The following is a 15,877-nucleotide window of genomic DNA, read 5'->3' as shown; positions in this document are numbered from 1 at the left end:
ACTGCACGCCCTGCGCGTGGCTTGAGGCCACACGCCGACGTGAGCGGCCTTCCGTGTAACCGGACGTTGCGATAAGGCGGAGACATGAAGCGGCTGATCCACATTATTGTCCTGACCCTTGCCCTGCTGGGCCTGACGGCCCCTGGCCTGCTGGCCGAGACCTCGGTCAGCCATTGTGCGCGTGGGGCGATCTGGTCCCACAGCCCAGCCGTGGTCGGGGTGCCGGCGCCGCTCGAAATGTCGAGCCTGACCGCGCCGATCAGAACCTCGGTCTGTCCCGACCACGCCATTGTGGCCACGACCGCCTTGCCCAGCGCCCTCTGGCGCGGGCCGTTGCCGGCGCTGACCGGCAGCATATTGCCGCCGCCGCAGGTGCTGGCGGAAGCCGAGCTGCCGCCCCCAAGAGGGCAGTAGCGGCGCAAGTTCTCCATTCCCCCTTCCTTACGGCCGCTCCGGCCGCATTCTCGAGTTTTTGACATGACCAGTATCGCCCTTGGCCGCCGCCAGTTTATGGCCGGCGCCGCCAGTCTTTCTGCCCTGGCTCTCGCCGGCTGCGCCTCCACCACGCCGCGCGTCGTTACCCCGCCCGGTCCGGTTCGCCACGAAGTTCCTGCCGATGTGCAGCTGATGTATGGCCCGGTCTATACCGAGCCGTTCCCGCTGCGCGCCGCTGATATGTCGCTGGTTGATCCGCTGTATTGGCGCCAGCAGGTGATCGATCCGACCGGCGAAAAGCCCGGCACGGTGATCGTCGATACCCCCAACCGCTTCCTCTATCACGTGCATGATGATGGCATGGCGACCCGCTATGGCGTCGGCATCGGCCGTGACGGCTATGCCTGGTCGGGCCGCGCCCATATCGCCTACAAGCGCAGCTGGCCCCGCTGGACCCCGCCCTCCGAGATGATCGATCGGCAGCCCGAGCTGGAGCAGTATCGCTACGGCATGGAAGCCAGCGTCGACAATCCGCTCGGTGCGCGCACGCTCTATATCCACCAGGGCAATGTCGATACCATCTATCGCATCCACGGCAATCCCGACGAGCGCGCCATCGGCAAGGCGATATCGAGCGGTTGCGTGCGCCTGCTGCAGCAGGACATCATCCATTTGCATGATCAGGTGCGGACCGGCTCGACGCTCGTCGTCATCTGACGGCGAGCCACGGCAGAATCACTTGCGCTCGGGCTGTAGCAATGCGAACAGACCGGGTACAGATGGAACAGCGTCCGGACATCGTCGCCGTCATGGTGGGGGTCGCCGTCGAGGGCCCCTACAGCTACCGTATCCCGCCCGGCATGGTGGTGACGCGGGGCTCGATCGTGGCCGTGCCGCTGGGCCCGCGCCTGACGCTGGGCGTGGTCTGGGGCCCGCCCAAGGAGATGGTGGCGCATAATCGGCTGCGCGATATCGCCCAGGCCTATGAACTGCCGCCGCTTAGCGAAGAATTGCTCAAACTGGTCGATTGGGTGGCGCGCTATACGCTGGCCCCGCCCGGCCAGGTGCTGCGCGCCGTGCTGCGCTCGACCGAGGCGCTCGATACCCCGAGGCCGGTCATCGCCTATCGCCGGACCGGGTTTGAGCCGGAAAAGCTGACCCCGGCGCGGTTGCGCGTGCTCGATACCATGATGGACGACGTGGCCTGGCCCAAGGCGGCGCTGATCGGCGCCACCGGCGTCTCGCCCTCGGTGATCGAGGGGCTGGAGCGGGCCGGCGCGGTCGAACGGCTGGAAATGCCGCCGCCACCGGTGGTGCTGCCGCCCGATCCCGATGGCGCCATTGCCACGCTGTCGCCGGGCCAGCAACAGGCGCTGGACCAGATCGCGGCGCTCGACGTCAATCAGTTCGGCGTGGCGCTGCTCGATGGCGTCACCGGCAGCGGCAAGACCGAAGTGTTTTTCGAGGCGGTCGCCGAGACGCTGCGGGCCGGACGGCAGGCGCTGATTCTGCTGCCGGAAATCGCCCTGACCAATACCTTCATCGCCCGCTTCACCAAACGCTTCGGCACGAAGCCCGCCGAATGGCATTCCGACATGACGCCGCTGCAACGGGCCAAGGTCTGGCGCGGCGTGCTCGACGGCACGGTACGCGCCGTGGTCGGGGCCCGCTCCGCGCTGTTCCTGCCGTTTCGCGAGTTGGGCCTGCTGGTGCTCGATGAAGAGCATGACGGCGCCTACAAGCAATCCGAAGGGGTCAATTACCACGCCCGCGACATGGCGGTGGTGCGGGCGCATCTGGCCGGCGCGCGGGTCATCCTCTCCTCGGCGACGCCCTCGGTGGAAACCCGCAACAATGCCAATATTGGCCGCTACGCCCATGTGCTGCTGACGTCGCGCTTTGCCGAAGCGGCGATGCCCAATATCACCGCCGTCGACATGCGCATCGACGGGCCGGAAAAGGGCGAATGGATCGCGCCGGTGCTGGCGCGCGAAATCTTCGCGGCGCTGGATCGCGGGGAGCAGGCGCTGTTGTTCCTCAACCGGCGCGGCTATGCGCCACTGACTTTGTGCCGCTCCTGCGGTCACCAATATCAATGCCCCGATTGCTCGGCCTGGATGGTCGAGCATCGCTTTCGCGGCGTGCTGATGTGCCATCACTGCGGCCATGAAGTGCGCACCCCAAAAACCTGCGGCCAATGCGGCGACACCGAAAGTCTGGTGGCAGTCGGCCCGGGCATCGAACGGGTAGCCGAAGAGGCGGCTCTGCGCTTCCCCGACGCGCGGCGGGTGGTGCTGAGTTCGGACATGGGCAGCAATGCGCAATTGCGCGAGCGATTCTCCGAAATCGAGCGCGGCGAATTCGATCTGATCATCGGGACGCAACTGGTGTCCAAGGGCCACCATTTCGAAAAACTGTCGGTGGTGGGCGTGCTCGACGCCGATCTGGGCCTCGCCCATGGCGACCCCCGCGCCGCCGAAAAGACCTTCCAGATTTTGACCCAGGTGGCCGGCCGGGCCGGGCGCGCCTCGCAACATGGCAAGGCGTTCCTGCAGACCTATCATCCCGACCATGCGGTGATGAAGGCCATGGTCAGCGGCGACCGCGAGGCGTTTTACGCCCACGAATTGGCCGCGCGCGAGTCGGGCGGGCTACCGCCCTTCGGGCGATTGGCGGCGCTGATCGTCTCGGCCAATGAGCATGCGGTGGCGATGGGCTTTGCCAAGCAGCTGCTCTCGGCCGCGCCAATGGCCGACGGCGTGCGGCTGTTCGGCCCCGCCGACGCCCCGGTCGCCATGGTCCGCGGCCGCCACCGGGTGCGGCTGTTGGCCCAGTCGGGCAAGGATTTTGACCTCTCCGGCTATGTTCGCTTCTGGCTCGGCTCGGCCGAAAAAATCACCGGAAATCTGCGCGTCCAGGTCGATATCGACCCGATCAGTTTCATGTAGAGTTATTGTATATACAAAAATTGACGCCGGCTGGCTGACGGATTATATTGAGGGGGCTCGATGGAATTCGAATGGGACGACGCCAAGAACCGCTTGAACCTCGAAAAGCACGCGGTCGGTTTCGATGCGGTACGTGATTTCGTGTGGAATGACGCCATCATCGAGGCGGATATTCGCCGCGACTATGGCGAGGAGCGCTTCATTGCCCGTGGTTTTTCCGGCGATGGACAGGGCTACCACATCGTTTTCACTATTCGCGCCGACAAAATCCGCGTCATCAGCATGCGGCGGTTCAGCAGAAAGGACTATTCCCGCTATGGAGCGTGATCCCAACAGCACTGGCGCAATGGCTGCCACGAAACGAATCTACGGCGTGCCCGATGACGACATGCCGGAACTGACCGAAGAGGCCATGCGCCGGTCGGTCCCAGCCCAAAAATTCTTTGCCGAGCGCGGCCTGCCGCTGCCCGGGCGCCCAAAGGCCGCCGCGACCAAGATCTCGATCAGCCTCCGGCTCGACCCCGAAGTGGTGTCCGGCTTCAAGGCCGGCGGCCCCGGCTGGCAGACCAGAATGAACGCCGTTTTGGCCGAAAGCCTCAAGCGCGACAAGAAACCGGTGTAAGCCAAACCACCCTGCGACACTTTCGCCGCATTTGAATCGGGTCCCCAAGCCTTGCAAGCCGCGGGAAGCGTGTGCTAGAGCGGGCCGGACTTTGAAGGGGTCTCCGGATGTCCCCTTTCCCAAACCAGAACAAGCGTCGGCAACCGCCCGGTTTCCCAAGAGAAATTAGGTGGCGGAGCAGGCAGGCAACCAAGAGGGTGTAGCGGCATTGGCAGCGCAGAATTCAGTGCTTACCCAGATCGCCCGGCCATATGCGTCGGCACTGTTCGACCTCGCTGAAAGCGAGAACCAATTGGCATCGGTGGAGACGTCGCTATCCGACGTCTCGCGCCTGATCGGTGAAAGCGCCGACTTCTCGCGCTTCCTGCGGTCGCCGGTCATCACCGCCGACACCAAGGCCACGACGCTTGATGCGTTGCTCGCCAAGGCTGCGGTCAATCCGCTGGTCGGCAATTTCCTGCGCCTCGTCGCCAAGAATGGCCGGCTGTTTGCGCTCGATACGATCATCGTCGGCTTCCGCGAACTGGCCGCCCAGGCCCGGGGCGAAGTGACCGCCGACGTGACTTCGGCGGCGCCGCTGAGTGCCGACCAGGCCAAGGCGCTGGCCGAAACGCTCAAGGCGAAAATCGGCAAGACCGTTACGCTCAACCAATTCGTCGATCCGTCGCTGATTGGCGGCCTTCAGGTGAAGGTCGGCAGCCAGATGATCGACAGCTCACTCAAGACAAAACTCGCTGCGATGAAGATCGCCATGAAAGAGGTCGGATAATGGACATCAAAGCCGCGGAAATCTCTGCGATCCTCAAGGACCAGATCAAGAATTTCGGCCAGGAAGCCCAGGTTTCCGAAGTCGGTCAGGTGCTCTCCGTCGGTGACGGTATCGCCCGCGTCTACGGCCTCGACAATGTGCAGGCCGGTGAGCTCGTCGAGTTCCCGGGCGGCGTCAAGGGCATGGCCCTCAATCTCGAAACCGACAATGTCGGCGTCGTGATTTTCGGCAATGACCGCGCCATCAAGGAAGGCGACGTCGTCAAGCGCACCGGTTCCATCGTGGACACCCCGGTCGGCATGGGCCTGCTCGGCCGCGTGGTCGACGGTCTGGGTAACCCGATCGACGGCAAGGGCCCGATCGAGCATACCGAACGCCGCCGCGTTGACGTCAAGGCGCCTGGCATTCTGCCGCGCAAGTCGGTGCATGAGCCGATGTCGACGGGCCTCAAGTCCATCGACGCGCTGATCCCGATCGGCCGTGGCCAGCGCGAGCTGATCATTGGTGACCGCCAGACCGGCAAGTCCGCCATCATTCTCGACACCTTCCTCAACCAGAAGGCTGCGCACGACGCCAACGCGTCGAACACCGAGAAGCTGTATTGCATCTATGTCGCCATCGGCCAGAAGCGCTCGACCGTGGCGCAGTTCGCCCGTCAGCTCGAAGAAGCCGGCGCGCTGCAGTATTCGGTGATCATTGCCGCAACCGCCTCCGATCCGGCGCCGCTGCAGTACATCGCGCCCTTCACCGGTTGCGCCATCGGCGAATTCTTCCGCGACAATGGCATGCATGCCGTGATCGCCTATGACGATCTGACCAAGCAGGCCGTGGCTTACCGCCAGATGTCCCTGCTGCTGCGTCGTCCGCCCGGCCGCGAAGCCTATCCCGGCGACGTGTTCTACCTGCATAGCCGTCTGCTGGAGCGCGCTGCCAAGCTGAACGAAGACCACGGTCTGGGTTCGCTCACGGCGCTGCCGGTCATCGAGACCCAGGCCAACGACGTGTCCGCCTATATTCCGACCAACGTGATTTCGATCACCGACGGCCAGATCTTCCTTGAGACCAATTTGTTCTTCCAGGGCATTCGCCCGGCAGTGAACGTCGGTCTGTCGGTGAGCCGCGTGGGCTCGGCCGCTCAGGTCAAGGCGATGAAGCAGGTGGCCGGCTCGCTCAAGGGCGAACTGTCCCAGTATCGTGAAATGGCGGCCTTCGCCCAGTTCGGCTCGGACCTCGACGCCGCCACCCAGCGCCTGCTGAACCGTGGTGCCCGTCTGACCGAGCTGCTGAAGCAGCCCCAGTTCTCCCCGCTCAAGATGGAAGAGCAGGTTGCGGTGATCTTTGCCGGCGCCAATGGCTATCTCGACAGCATTCCGGTCAGCAAGGTCGGCGACTTCGAGAAGACGGTGTTGTCGGCGCTGCGTGGCAAATATGCTGCGCTGCTCGCCACCATCGCCAGCGAGAAGGCCCTGAGCGACGATTCTCGTGCTCAGCTCAAGGCTGCTCTCGATGACGTCAAGAAGACCTACGCGGCTTAAGGCCATCATGGAGGCGACAAGCCCATGGCTTCGCTAAAGGACCTCAAGAACCGGATCGACTCGGTCAAATCGACCCAGAAGATCACCAAGGCCATGCAGATGGTCGCGGCGGCTAAACTCCGTCGCGCCCAGGAAGCAGCCGAAGCGGCGCGTCCCTATGCTGAACGCATGGGCAAGGTGCTCACCGCTCTCGGCGCGGTCTATGACGGTCAGGAAAATGCGCCGGTGCTGCTTGGCGGTACCGGCAAGGATCAGGTGCATCTGCTGGTGGTCGCCACTGGTGAGCGCGGTCTGGCCGGCGGGTTCAACTCGTCGATCGCCCGTCTCGCCCGTGAGCATGCCGCCAAGCTCATGAGCCAGGGCAAGACGGTCAAGCTGTTGACGGTGGGCCGCAAGGGCCACGACATCCTGCGCCGCCAGTATCCCGACAACATCGTCGACACCTTCAATTTCCGCGAAATCAAGCAGGTCGGGTTCACCCAGGCCCAGCAGGTTGCGGACAAGGTGCTGGCCATGTTCAACGCCGGCGAGTTCGACGTGGCGACGCTGTTTTTCGCCAAGTTCGGTTCGGTGATCAGCCAGGTGCCGACGGCCCAGCAGCTGATTCCGGCCAAGCTGGAAAAACTCGAGGGTGAAGGCGCTGCTGAAGCGTCGGCCGTGCCCTATGAATACGAGCCGAGCGAAGAAGCCATCGTTGAAGACCTGCTGCCGCGCAACATCTCGGTGCAGATCCTCAAGGCCCTCCTCGAAAACTCGGCCTCGTTCTATGGCGCGCAGATGTCCGCAATGGACAATGCGACGCGGAACGCCGGCGAAATGATCGGCCAGTTGCAGCTGAGCTACAACCGTCAGCGCCAGGCCCAGATCACCACAGAACTCATCGAAATCATTGCGGGCGCGGAAGCGCTCTAAGCGAAGGACAAACAAATGGCAGAGAAAAAGGCCGGTCGTGTATCGCAGGTCATCGGTGCCGTCGTGGACGTCGTGTTCGACGGCCACCTGCCCGCGATCCTGAACGCACTCGAAACCACCAATAACGGCCAGCGCCTCGTGCTGGAAGTGGCGCAGCATCTTGGCGAAAACGCCGTGCGCACCATCGCCATGGATACCACTGAAGGCCTCGTGCGCGGCGCCGAAGTGATCGATCTGGGCACCGCCATCCGCGTGCCGGTTGGTGAAGCGACCCTGGGCCGCATCATGAACGTCATCGGCGAGCCGATCGACGAAGCTGGTCCGATCGGTGAAACCGAACGCCGCGAAATCCACCAGGAAGCTCCGAGCTTTGCCGAGCAGAACCCGGAAAGCCAGGTTCTGGTCACCGGCATCAAGGTGGTGGACCTGATCGCGCCTTACGCGCGTGGTGGTAAGATTGGCCTGATGGGCGGCGCCGGCGTTGGCAAGACCGTTCTGATCCAGGAACTGATCAACAACGTCGCCAAGGCGCATGGTGGTTATTCGGTGTTTGCCGGCGTGGGTGAGCGCACCCGCGAAGGCAACGATTTGTATCACGAAATGATCGAATCGGGCGTGAACAAGAACCCGGCGGACAATAACGGTTCTGCCGCTGGCTCCAAGTGCGCGCTGGTGTTCGGCCAGATGAACGAGCCCCCTGGTGCCCGTGCCCGTGTGGCGCTGACCGGTCTGACCGTTGCGGAAAACTTCCGTGACCAGGGCCAGGACGTGCTGTTCTTCGTCGACAACATCTTCCGCTTTACCCAGGCCGGCGCCGAAATGTCGGCTCTGCTGGGCCGCATCCCCTCCGCTGTGGGTTACCAGCCGACGCTGGCGACCGACATGGGGCAGATGCAGGAACGCATCACCACCACGAACAAGGGCTCGATCACTTCGGTGCAGGCCGTGTACGTGCCCGCCGACGACTTGACCGACCCGGCGCCGGCGACCTCGTTCGCCCACTTTGACGCCGTGACCGTGCTGAACCGCGCTATCTCGGAAAAGGGTATTTACCCGGCCGTGGATCCGCTGGCTTCCAACTCGCGTATTCTCGATGCGAACGTGGTTGGCCAGGAGCACTACGACGTGGCTCGCCGCGTGCAGGAAGTGCTGCAGAAGTACAAGGCGCTGCAGGACATCATTGCCATTCTGGGCATGGACGAGCTGTCGGAAGAAGACAAGCTGGTCGTGGCCCGCGCCCGTAAGGTTGAGCGCTTCATGAGCCAGCCCTTCGACGTGGCTGAAGTGTTCACCGGCACGCCGGGCGTGTTCGTGGCGCTGGAAGACACCATCAAGGGCTTCAAGGGCCTGGTGGCTGGCGAGTATGATCACCTGCCGGAAGCTGCTTTCTACATGGTCGGCACCATCGAAGATGCCGTCAAGAAGGCGCAGAAGCTGGCCGCTCAGGCCGCTTAATTTTGCAAACTGGGCTCGCCGCTTGCGGCGAGCCTGATGCATGGACCCGGGTTTCGGGTTCTTTCCGCTAAGGGACCAAAAAAATGGCTGATGGCCTCAAGATCGAGATCGTGTCGCCCGAGCGGCTGGTGCTGTCGGAAGTCGTGACCTCGGTCACCGTGCCGGGCAGTGAGGGCTACTTCACCGTGATGGCCGACCACGCGCCGTTCATGACGACGCTGCGCGCCGGCTTCATCACCGTGCATGGCCTGAATAACCGCGACGAGATTTTCTTCGTCCAGGGCGGCTTTGCCGACGTGTCGTTCGAAGGCCTGACCATTCTGGCTGAGCGTTCGGTGCCGTTCACTGATTTCGATCAGGCCGACCTGGCCGCGCAGATCAAGGCTGCCGAAGCCGAACTGGCTGCCGCGCCGACGCCGGAAGACAAATCCTACGCTCAGGAAATCGTCAGCGCATTGCTGAACCTGGCCATGGAAGCCGGCCAGATCGACGGCGGTCACATCCACTAAACCCGCCTCGACCCAACAAATTGTCAAAAGCCCGCGAACTCAGCTTCGCGGGCTTTTGTCATTTTGATCAGTCGTGACAATAGTATAGCCGCCATGATCTTGGGCTGGGTCTTTCACCGGCCAATCAATTTGCAGATCATCAACACTCGCTTAAGACAATATACGCAGTCTCTGGCCGGATAAGTACCGCGCGCCCAGAAGGGTGTGGGTCATTGGAGCCACAGAATGGGTTCTTTGCTCGGCAATATCCGTTTGACCTTTGCCATCGCCGCGATGGCGATCTGTTCCATTACCCTGGCGATTGGCGCCGTATTGCTGGGGCTGTTTATCAGCCTGTCCAATACCGCCAGCGACAATGCCGAGCATGAGGTGACCAGCGCCACGCGCATTGCCGCAGAAATTCTGCAGGTCAATTTGCCGAGCCTGGAAATCGCCTCCGACGAGGCCGGCGATGTCGCCGGGCTGACCATGCGCTCGATGCCGCGCTTCCGCAGCCATGACGTGATCGACACCATTGCCCGGGTCGCCGGGCAGGATGCCACCATCTATGTCTACGACGTCGAGGTCGGGCCTGATTTAACCGTCGGCACCACGAGCCTGCTGCAGGCCGATGGCGAACGCCTGCTCGATGCCCCCATCCTGGCCGGCACCCCGCTCTTCGACGCCATGCTGGCCAACACCCAGTTGCGCGCCGAGGACGTCATCCAGGGCGTCGGCTATTTCACCCTCTACCAGCCCATCGCCATGGCTGACGGTACCGTCATCGGCGCGATGCAAATTGCCGTCGCTCGCGCGCCGATCGAGGCCGTGGTCGGGCGTAATATCACCATGCTGCTGGCTGTCGGCGGCGCCGCGCTGCTGATCATCGGCATCATGGCGCTGCTGCTGTCGCGCCTGCTGACAAGGCCGATCCCCCGCATCTCCGCGGTGATGAGCGCCATCGCCGAGGGCGATCTGGCGACGCCGGTGCCCTATACGCAGGGGCGCAACGAAATCGGCGCCATGGCCCGGGCGGTGGAAGTGTTCCGCGCCAATGCGGCGCGCGTCGCCGAGCTGGGCGAAGAAACCAATCGCCATCTGGTCGCCGCTGCCGATCATACCGGCCAGCTCAATGCCATCTCGATGTCGCAGATGGTGGCCGAGTTCAGCCTGACCGGCGAGGTGCTGACCGCCAACGACCATTTCCTGCATCTGCTCGGCTATGAGCTGTCGGCCATTGCCGGCCGCCCCAATGCGCTGTTCCTGTTCGATACCGATCCCAATGCGACGGACTACCGCCAGTTCTGGCGCGATCTGGCGCAGGGTGAGTTCAAAAGCGGCGAGTATCGCCGCCGCACCCATGATGGTCGCGAAATCTGGATTCAGAGCACCTTCAACCCGATCCTGGGCCTCGATGGCGTGCCCTACAAGGTGGTGCAGTTCGCCACCGAGGTCACCGCCCGCCGCCAGACCGTTGCGGCCGTTGGCGCCGGGCTGGCCCAGCTTGCCGAGGGCAATCTGACCGGCACCATCGACACGCCGTTCCCGCCCGAATTCGAAGCCCTGCGCGAGGCGCTCAACGGCACGGTGACGCGCTTCGCCGATGTCGTCGGCCAGCTCCGCGCCACCTCGCGCTCGCTCAAGGTCGCCACCGGCGAAATCCTCTCCGGCGCCAATGACCTTTCCGAGCGCACCACACGGCAGGCCGCCACCATCGAGGAAACCAGCGCCGCCATGGATACGCTGGCCGACACCGTCGCCACCAATGCGCGGATGGCCGTCGACGCCGCCGGCAAGGCGCTGGCGGTCTCCCATTCCGCCGCCGAGAGCGGCACCGTAATGGCCAAGGCCAACGAAGCCATGGAGCGCATCACCACCAGCTCGGGCAAGATCTCCAACATCATCGGGTTGATCGACGACATCGCCTTCCAGACCAACTTGTTGGCCTTGAATGCTTCGGTGGAAGCGGCGCGGGCCGGCGACGCCGGCAAGGGCTTTGCCGTGGTCGCCGTCGAAGTCCGCCGACTGGCCCAATCGGCCGCCAGCGCCTCGGCCGACGTCAAGGCCTTGGTGGAACAGTCGGCCAGTGAGGTCAGGGGCGGCTCGCTGCTGGTGTCGGATGCCGCGACCCGTCTCGCTGCCATGCAGGAGGCGGTGCAGCAGAACAGCGCGCTGGTGGAAGCCATCGCCAAGGCCAGCGGCGAACAGGCCGCCGCCATCGACGAAGTCTCCACCGCCGTCCGCACGCTGGACGAAATGACCCAGCACAATGCGGCGCTGGTCGAAGAAACCAACGCTGCCATCGAGCAAACCGAAGCCCAGGCCCAGACGCTCGATCGCATCGTCGATATTTTTGTCATCGAAGAGCGCCGCGCAAATCCGGCGCGCGCGCCCGGCGAACGCCGCGTCGCCTAGGCGCAGCAGAAAACCGCAGGCAAACCACCAGCATGCTGCCAGCCAATGCTGCCTCCGCCAACAGCGTCAGCGGGGCAAACGCTCGTTGATTTTCAATGGGTTGGTGCAGCGCTCAACGGGCTATTGCCGAGCGCGCTGCGCAAGCAAAAACCGCCATTTCTGTCCGGATTCGACGCTTAAAGCCCACCCAAAATACGGGCCGACTGGCGGTGCACGTAGTCGCCGCAAACCAGGCTCTGTTCCCTGCTAACGCCGAATTACAGGGATTATTGGAGAATGCTGACGAATTCACCCTCGTTGCGTCCCGGCCAAGTAGCGGCAGTGCCAATGGATTGTTCGGATATTCCCTACGCCAGTATCAGGGAATTTTTGGCGCGGTAGCAGGGATAGGTGCGAAGCCAGCAGCGTAGAGAGCAACCCACGCAGGGTAGCCTGCTCGCCACAGCGAATTGCCTCGCGGAGCCGGTCTTTAAACGCCGGCTCTACGCCATCCGGCGACACGTGCTTCGGCCTCAGAGCAAAAGTAGCGCTCACCGTGTTCAGATCGGATGATGGTCTCCAGGTAGTATCGCTGCCCTGGCACATGGTAGATGCGCTCACCGCTGTTGATGCTGATATTGCCCTTGATGTTGCAGCCGGCGCCGCCGAGAGAGCCGAGGGTCGCACGGGCAATGCCCGCGCCTGCATCGGGTACGATAAGCAACATAGCGCCCGCGAATCCCACACCGGCCGCGGCCAAAACGGGCAAGACTTTAACTAGACCTCGGATCATGGACACCCCTTCGATAGTGAGGATGCCACCCAGCCGCACGCTAGCAAGCCGATCTGGGGATACTGGTGAAGCAACGGTTTCTCGCGGCTTGAAAAGACGGCCTATCGCACAACTAGCGCGCCCGGCCAAGGGCGGGGTTTGCGATCTGCACGTACCGCGAGGTCAATGCGGGTTGGCGAGAAGATCGAAATTGGGCGGTTCGAATTGAACAATTACCCAATTACCAAGTTATCGAATGACTGGAAATGCGGGATGCAGCCAAATTCCGTTTGTGGAAGGCCAGTCATACTCCGGTTTAAGACGACCCATAAGACGTGAGTTAAGAGGGATTCGTTTAGACAAGACCGGCTTTCCATTACCGTAAGAAGAATAGGTTGCGGATTAATTAGAACATAGACTATGTCGATATTTTGCATCTGACTTTGTTTAGTTGACAACAAATGTGACCCGTGCATTTCTGATGGTAGAAAATGAGGCACACATGGCTACGCTAGCGAACCACCCCGCCCCCATCGCTGTGACAGTCATGGCGCTGACTCAGGTCAAACCTGATCCCACAAATCCAAAGAAGCACTCAAAGCGTCAGATCCAAAAGCTGGCCGCTGCCTATGGTGAGTTCGGATATATTTCTCCACTGCTCGTGGACGAAAAGGCGATGATCATTGCCGGTCATGGACGTTGGTTGGCAGCTGAGCGACTGGGCCTAGCCGATGTGCCGGTCATCGTATTGCGCGGGCTCTCGAAGGATCAAAAGAAGGCGCTTCGAATTGCCGACAACAAAATTGGCGAGGAGGGCAGTTGGGACGCGGCGCTACTGGCTAGCGACTTTCGCGATCTAATCGCTGCCAACTATGAGATCGAACTAACCGGTTACGACGCGATCGAAATCGATCGTCTGCTGGCGCCTCCTTCTATCGCGGGATCGGAGGAGGATATTCCGCTGCCGCCGGAGACCCCCACCAGTTGTCTCGGCGATCTCTGGCAATGCGGGGATCACCAGGTCTTTTGTGGTGACTCCCGTGAACCAGCCAGCTTTGAGTATTTGCTGCAGGGTCAACTAGCCGACCTCGTGTTCACCGATGTCCCCTACAACTTGAAAATTCCGGGGATGGTAAGTGGTGCCGGGGCCAAAACCCACACAGACTTCGCCATGGCATCGGGCGAAATGTCCGAGGCGGAGTTCGCAGCATTTCTGCTCTTGGTCATGGGTCTAGCGCGAGATCATTCGCGAAATGGGTCCCTGCACTACCACTGCATTGATTGGCGTCATATCGCCGACATGGTGGTCGCAGGGCGCCAACTATTCGACAGCTTCCTCAACATATGCGTATGGGCGAAGAGCAACGGTGGCATGGGTTCGTTCTACCGCAGCCAGCACGAGATGGTGGCCGTCTTCAAACATGGAGAGGCCAGCCATACTAACAACGTGCAGCTCGGTCGCCTCGGCCGTAACCGCTCTAACCTTTGGCAGTACCCCGGAGCTTCGTCATTTTCAGCGACGCGGAAAACTGACCTTGATGATCACCCCACGGTCAAACCGGTTGCCATGGTTGAGGATGCCATTCGTGACTCCACGATACCGGGCGATCTAGTGCTTGATCCATTCGGCGGCTCCGGGACGACGTTGCTGGCGGCGCAAGCCACCAAGCGTCGAGCGGCTCTCATCGAGATCGATCCAAGATTTGTCGACGTCATTTTGCGCCGCTTCCAAACAGCGACAGGAATTGAGCCGGTATTGTTGCCATCACAGAGGCCCCTTTCCGACGTCGCGGAAGAACGCGCGGAGGGCACCAATGTCCCATGATAGCGACGGCGATGACCCCTATGAGGTTGGATATGGGAAGCCGCCGAAGAGTTCGCGGTTCAAGCCGGGAACATCTGGTAACCCAAAGGGGCGCGAAGCTCGGGGCACCACGGTCAAAGCTAAGCTCCATGAAAAGCTACATCGGAAGCTGAAATTGTCAGACGGCACGACCAGCACGCCGATGGACATGATCATTGCCAGAGCTCTTCACGAGGTCGCTGCTGGCAAGCTCGGAAAATGGATCCCAACGCTCCAATTTCTGAGTGAATTTGACCCTAAGCAAAAGTTTAAGCCGACGTCCAACGACGAGGATCGACTGAACAAGTTGATCGCAGACATGCTCAAGCCGGACGACGAAGATGACGAGGAATGATCCCTACCAACTGATGTATCGCACCCAGTTTGATATGTTTTCCGGGCTTGCTTTCGAGGTTCTTCATCCTGGCGAACAGCTGCTCGAAAACTGGCATATCGGCGTCATCGCGCATCAGCTAACCCAATTCATAGCCGGAACGCCTAATCGACTAATCATCAACCTGCCGCCGCGCAGCCTGAAGTCATTTATGACCTCGATCGCCATGCCGGCATTCCTGCTCGGTAAGGATCCGCGGCTAAAAATACTGATCCTCGCCGGCACATCGGATCTAGCTAATGATTTCCGCCAAAAGGTCGTTAGGCTCATGCGGTCAGATCGATACGGCGGCGTGTTCGACCAGATCGAATTCACTGCGTCTGACCGGCGCATGGATTTCCCACAAGGCGGTTCGTTGTCTTTCCTCAGATATGGAGAGGCGATTATCGGCAAAGGCTACGATGTCATCATCGTCGACGACCCACAGTCACCGTCTCAGATTGAGGATGCCGACAAGCGCGAGCAAGTCGCCGAATATTTCAAAAATGATGTTCTACACCGCCTGAACAGCAAGACGCACGGCCGCATCGTTATAGTGCAGCAGCGCCTCCATGTAGAAGACCTGACCGGTTATTTTTCTCACAGGCCCGAATGGCAATGCCTCGCCATAGCCGCTGTTTCCCGCGGCGTCGAAAAATGGGCCACCCCACGTGGTGGGTTCGTTACGAGAAATAAGGGCGTGGCCCTTTGCGAGGAACGGGAGAGCAAACAAACAATCGAAGAACAGCTCCCCTTGATGGGCGCTGAGAAATTCGCTGCTCAATACCTACAAGCGCCGGGATTGGGCGTCGTTAACAATCATGGAAACGGAATCGCTTGGTACCGACCACCCGACTGGGATGGTAAAGCGCATCTTCCCTGGGCTCTTCTTAAGCCATTGGACCCAATGGATACCATAAGAGAACTATACTTCGACGGACCGCAATCGCCGTGGATTTGGCAAGACCCAAATCCACCAATGACGCTGGAAGAATGGGAAAAGGGAGCAATTGCTCAACAAGCAGCATTGGTCCAGCGAGTACAAGATGATGCCGGTCGGCGGCTGGCGGATCGTTGAACTGCCAATGACGATTCAAAGCCAACGTCTCTGAATCATCGCAGTGTTTTGTCCCGCGTTGAACTGCCAGAAACACCGTTCCCGCTACGTCCGCAATATACAGCGGTCACCTCGCAGAACAACCACTGGTGGCAGAATGGGGCCGATACCGGACTGCCGCTCTTAAACTGGCGATTGGCAATGTTGCCGGCGGCTAACCCAAAACTAACGCGAGCGCTTACAGTCGTTTGAACAATGTGACCTCATAGGAATG

General features: G+C 61.4%; 15 protein-coding genes. 14 read left to right on the top strand and 1 reads right to left on the bottom strand.

Annotation, left to right across the window (positions count from 1 at the left end):
• Positions 1–84: 84 nt before the first annotated feature.
• From ACX3OW_RS01535 to ACX3OW_RS01485, 11 genes are all read left to right on the top strand, one after another.
• A complete protein-coding gene (locus tag ACX3OW_RS01535; RefSeq protein WP_459093973.1) occupies positions 85–414 on the top strand; it encodes a hypothetical protein in 330 nt (109 codons plus the stop codon).
• Between the two features lie 63 nt (positions 415–477).
• The gene (locus ACX3OW_RS01530; protein WP_459093972.1) at positions 478–1,152 is read left to right on the top strand and encodes a L,D-transpeptidase; all 675 of its coding nucleotides are present in this window, start codon (positions 478–480) and stop codon (positions 1,150–1,152) included.
• 62 nt (positions 1,153–1,214) lie between these two features.
• Positions 1,215–3,383, top strand: a complete 2,169-nt coding sequence (locus tag ACX3OW_RS01525; RefSeq protein ID WP_459093971.1) for a primosomal protein N' — start codon at positions 1,215–1,217, stop codon at positions 3,381–3,383.
• Between the two features lie 60 nt (positions 3,384–3,443).
• A complete protein-coding gene (locus ACX3OW_RS01520) occupies positions 3,444–3,710 on the top strand; it encodes a BrnT family toxin (protein WP_459093970.1) in 267 nt (88 codons plus the stop codon).
• 19 nt (positions 3,711–3,729) lie between these two features.
• Positions 3,730–4,005 (top strand): BrnA antitoxin family protein, encoded by a 276-nt coding sequence (locus ACX3OW_RS01515; RefSeq protein ID WP_459093969.1) that lies wholly within the window; start codon positions 3,730–3,732, stop codon positions 4,003–4,005.
• A gap of 169 nt (positions 4,006–4,174) precedes the next feature.
• Positions 4,175–4,774, top strand: a complete 600-nt coding sequence (locus tag ACX3OW_RS01510) for a F0F1 ATP synthase subunit delta (protein WP_459093968.1) — start codon at positions 4,175–4,177, stop codon at positions 4,772–4,774.
• Positions 4,774–6,309: a F0F1 ATP synthase subunit alpha gene (atpA, locus tag ACX3OW_RS01505; RefSeq protein ID WP_459093967.1), complete on the top strand. Its 1,536-nt coding sequence runs from the start codon at positions 4,774–4,776 to the stop codon at positions 6,307–6,309. Before ACX3OW_RS01510 ends, atpA begins: the two co-directional genes overlap by 1 nt.
• Positions 6,310–6,333: 24 nt before the next feature.
• Positions 6,334–7,221: a F0F1 ATP synthase subunit gamma gene (locus tag ACX3OW_RS01500; RefSeq protein WP_459093966.1), complete on the top strand. Its 888-nt coding sequence runs from the start codon at positions 6,334–6,336 to the stop codon at positions 7,219–7,221.
• Positions 7,222–7,236: 15 nt separating this feature from the next.
• On the top strand, positions 7,237–8,676 hold the full coding sequence (gene atpD / locus ACX3OW_RS01495; RefSeq protein ID WP_459093965.1) for a F0F1 ATP synthase subunit beta: 1,440 nt from the start codon (positions 7,237–7,239) through the stop codon (positions 8,674–8,676).
• An 83-nt stretch (positions 8,677–8,759) separates the two neighbouring features.
• Positions 8,760–9,185 carry a F0F1 ATP synthase subunit epsilon gene (locus ACX3OW_RS01490; protein WP_459093964.1) on the top strand — a complete coding sequence of 142 codons (426 nt, stop codon included), beginning with the start codon at positions 8,760–8,762 and terminating at the stop codon, positions 9,183–9,185.
• 225 nt (positions 9,186–9,410) lie between these two features.
• Complete coding sequence (locus tag ACX3OW_RS01485) at positions 9,411–11,579, top strand: methyl-accepting chemotaxis protein (protein ID WP_459093963.1); 2,169 nt, start codon at positions 9,411–9,413, stop codon at positions 11,577–11,579.
• A 469-nt stretch (positions 11,580–12,048) separates the two neighbouring features.
• Here ACX3OW_RS01485 and ACX3OW_RS01480 read toward each other — a convergent pair whose 3' ends face one another.
• Positions 12,049–12,351, bottom strand: coding sequence for a sunset domain-containing protein (locus ACX3OW_RS01480; RefSeq protein WP_459093962.1), 303 nt, complete (start codon positions 12,349–12,351; stop codon positions 12,049–12,051).
• A gap of 481 nt (positions 12,352–12,832) precedes the next feature.
• Here ACX3OW_RS01480 and ACX3OW_RS01475 point away from each other — a divergent pair, with 481 nt between their 5' ends.
• Genes ACX3OW_RS01475 through ACX3OW_RS01465 form a run of 3 tightly spaced genes read left to right on the top strand, consistent with a single transcriptional unit; the run spans position 12,833 to position 15,624 of the window.
• Positions 12,833–14,155 (top strand): site-specific DNA-methyltransferase, encoded by a 1,323-nt coding sequence (locus ACX3OW_RS01475; protein ID WP_459093961.1) that lies wholly within the window; start codon positions 12,833–12,835, stop codon positions 14,153–14,155.
• On the top strand, positions 14,145–14,528 hold the full coding sequence (locus tag ACX3OW_RS01470) for a DUF5681 domain-containing protein (protein ID WP_459093960.1): 384 nt from the start codon (positions 14,145–14,147) through the stop codon (positions 14,526–14,528). The genes ACX3OW_RS01475 and ACX3OW_RS01470 overlap by 11 nt, the downstream gene beginning before the upstream one ends.
• Positions 14,515–15,624: a terminase large subunit domain-containing protein gene (locus tag ACX3OW_RS01465; RefSeq protein ID WP_459093959.1), complete on the top strand. Its 1,110-nt coding sequence runs from the start codon at positions 14,515–14,517 to the stop codon at positions 15,622–15,624. Before ACX3OW_RS01470 ends, ACX3OW_RS01465 begins: the two co-directional genes overlap by 14 nt.
• Positions 15,625–15,877: the final 253 nt, after the last annotated feature.

It is taken from the genome of Devosia sp. A449 (assembly GCF_054489375.1).
This window is presented reverse-complemented; position numbering and strand designations above follow the sequence as displayed.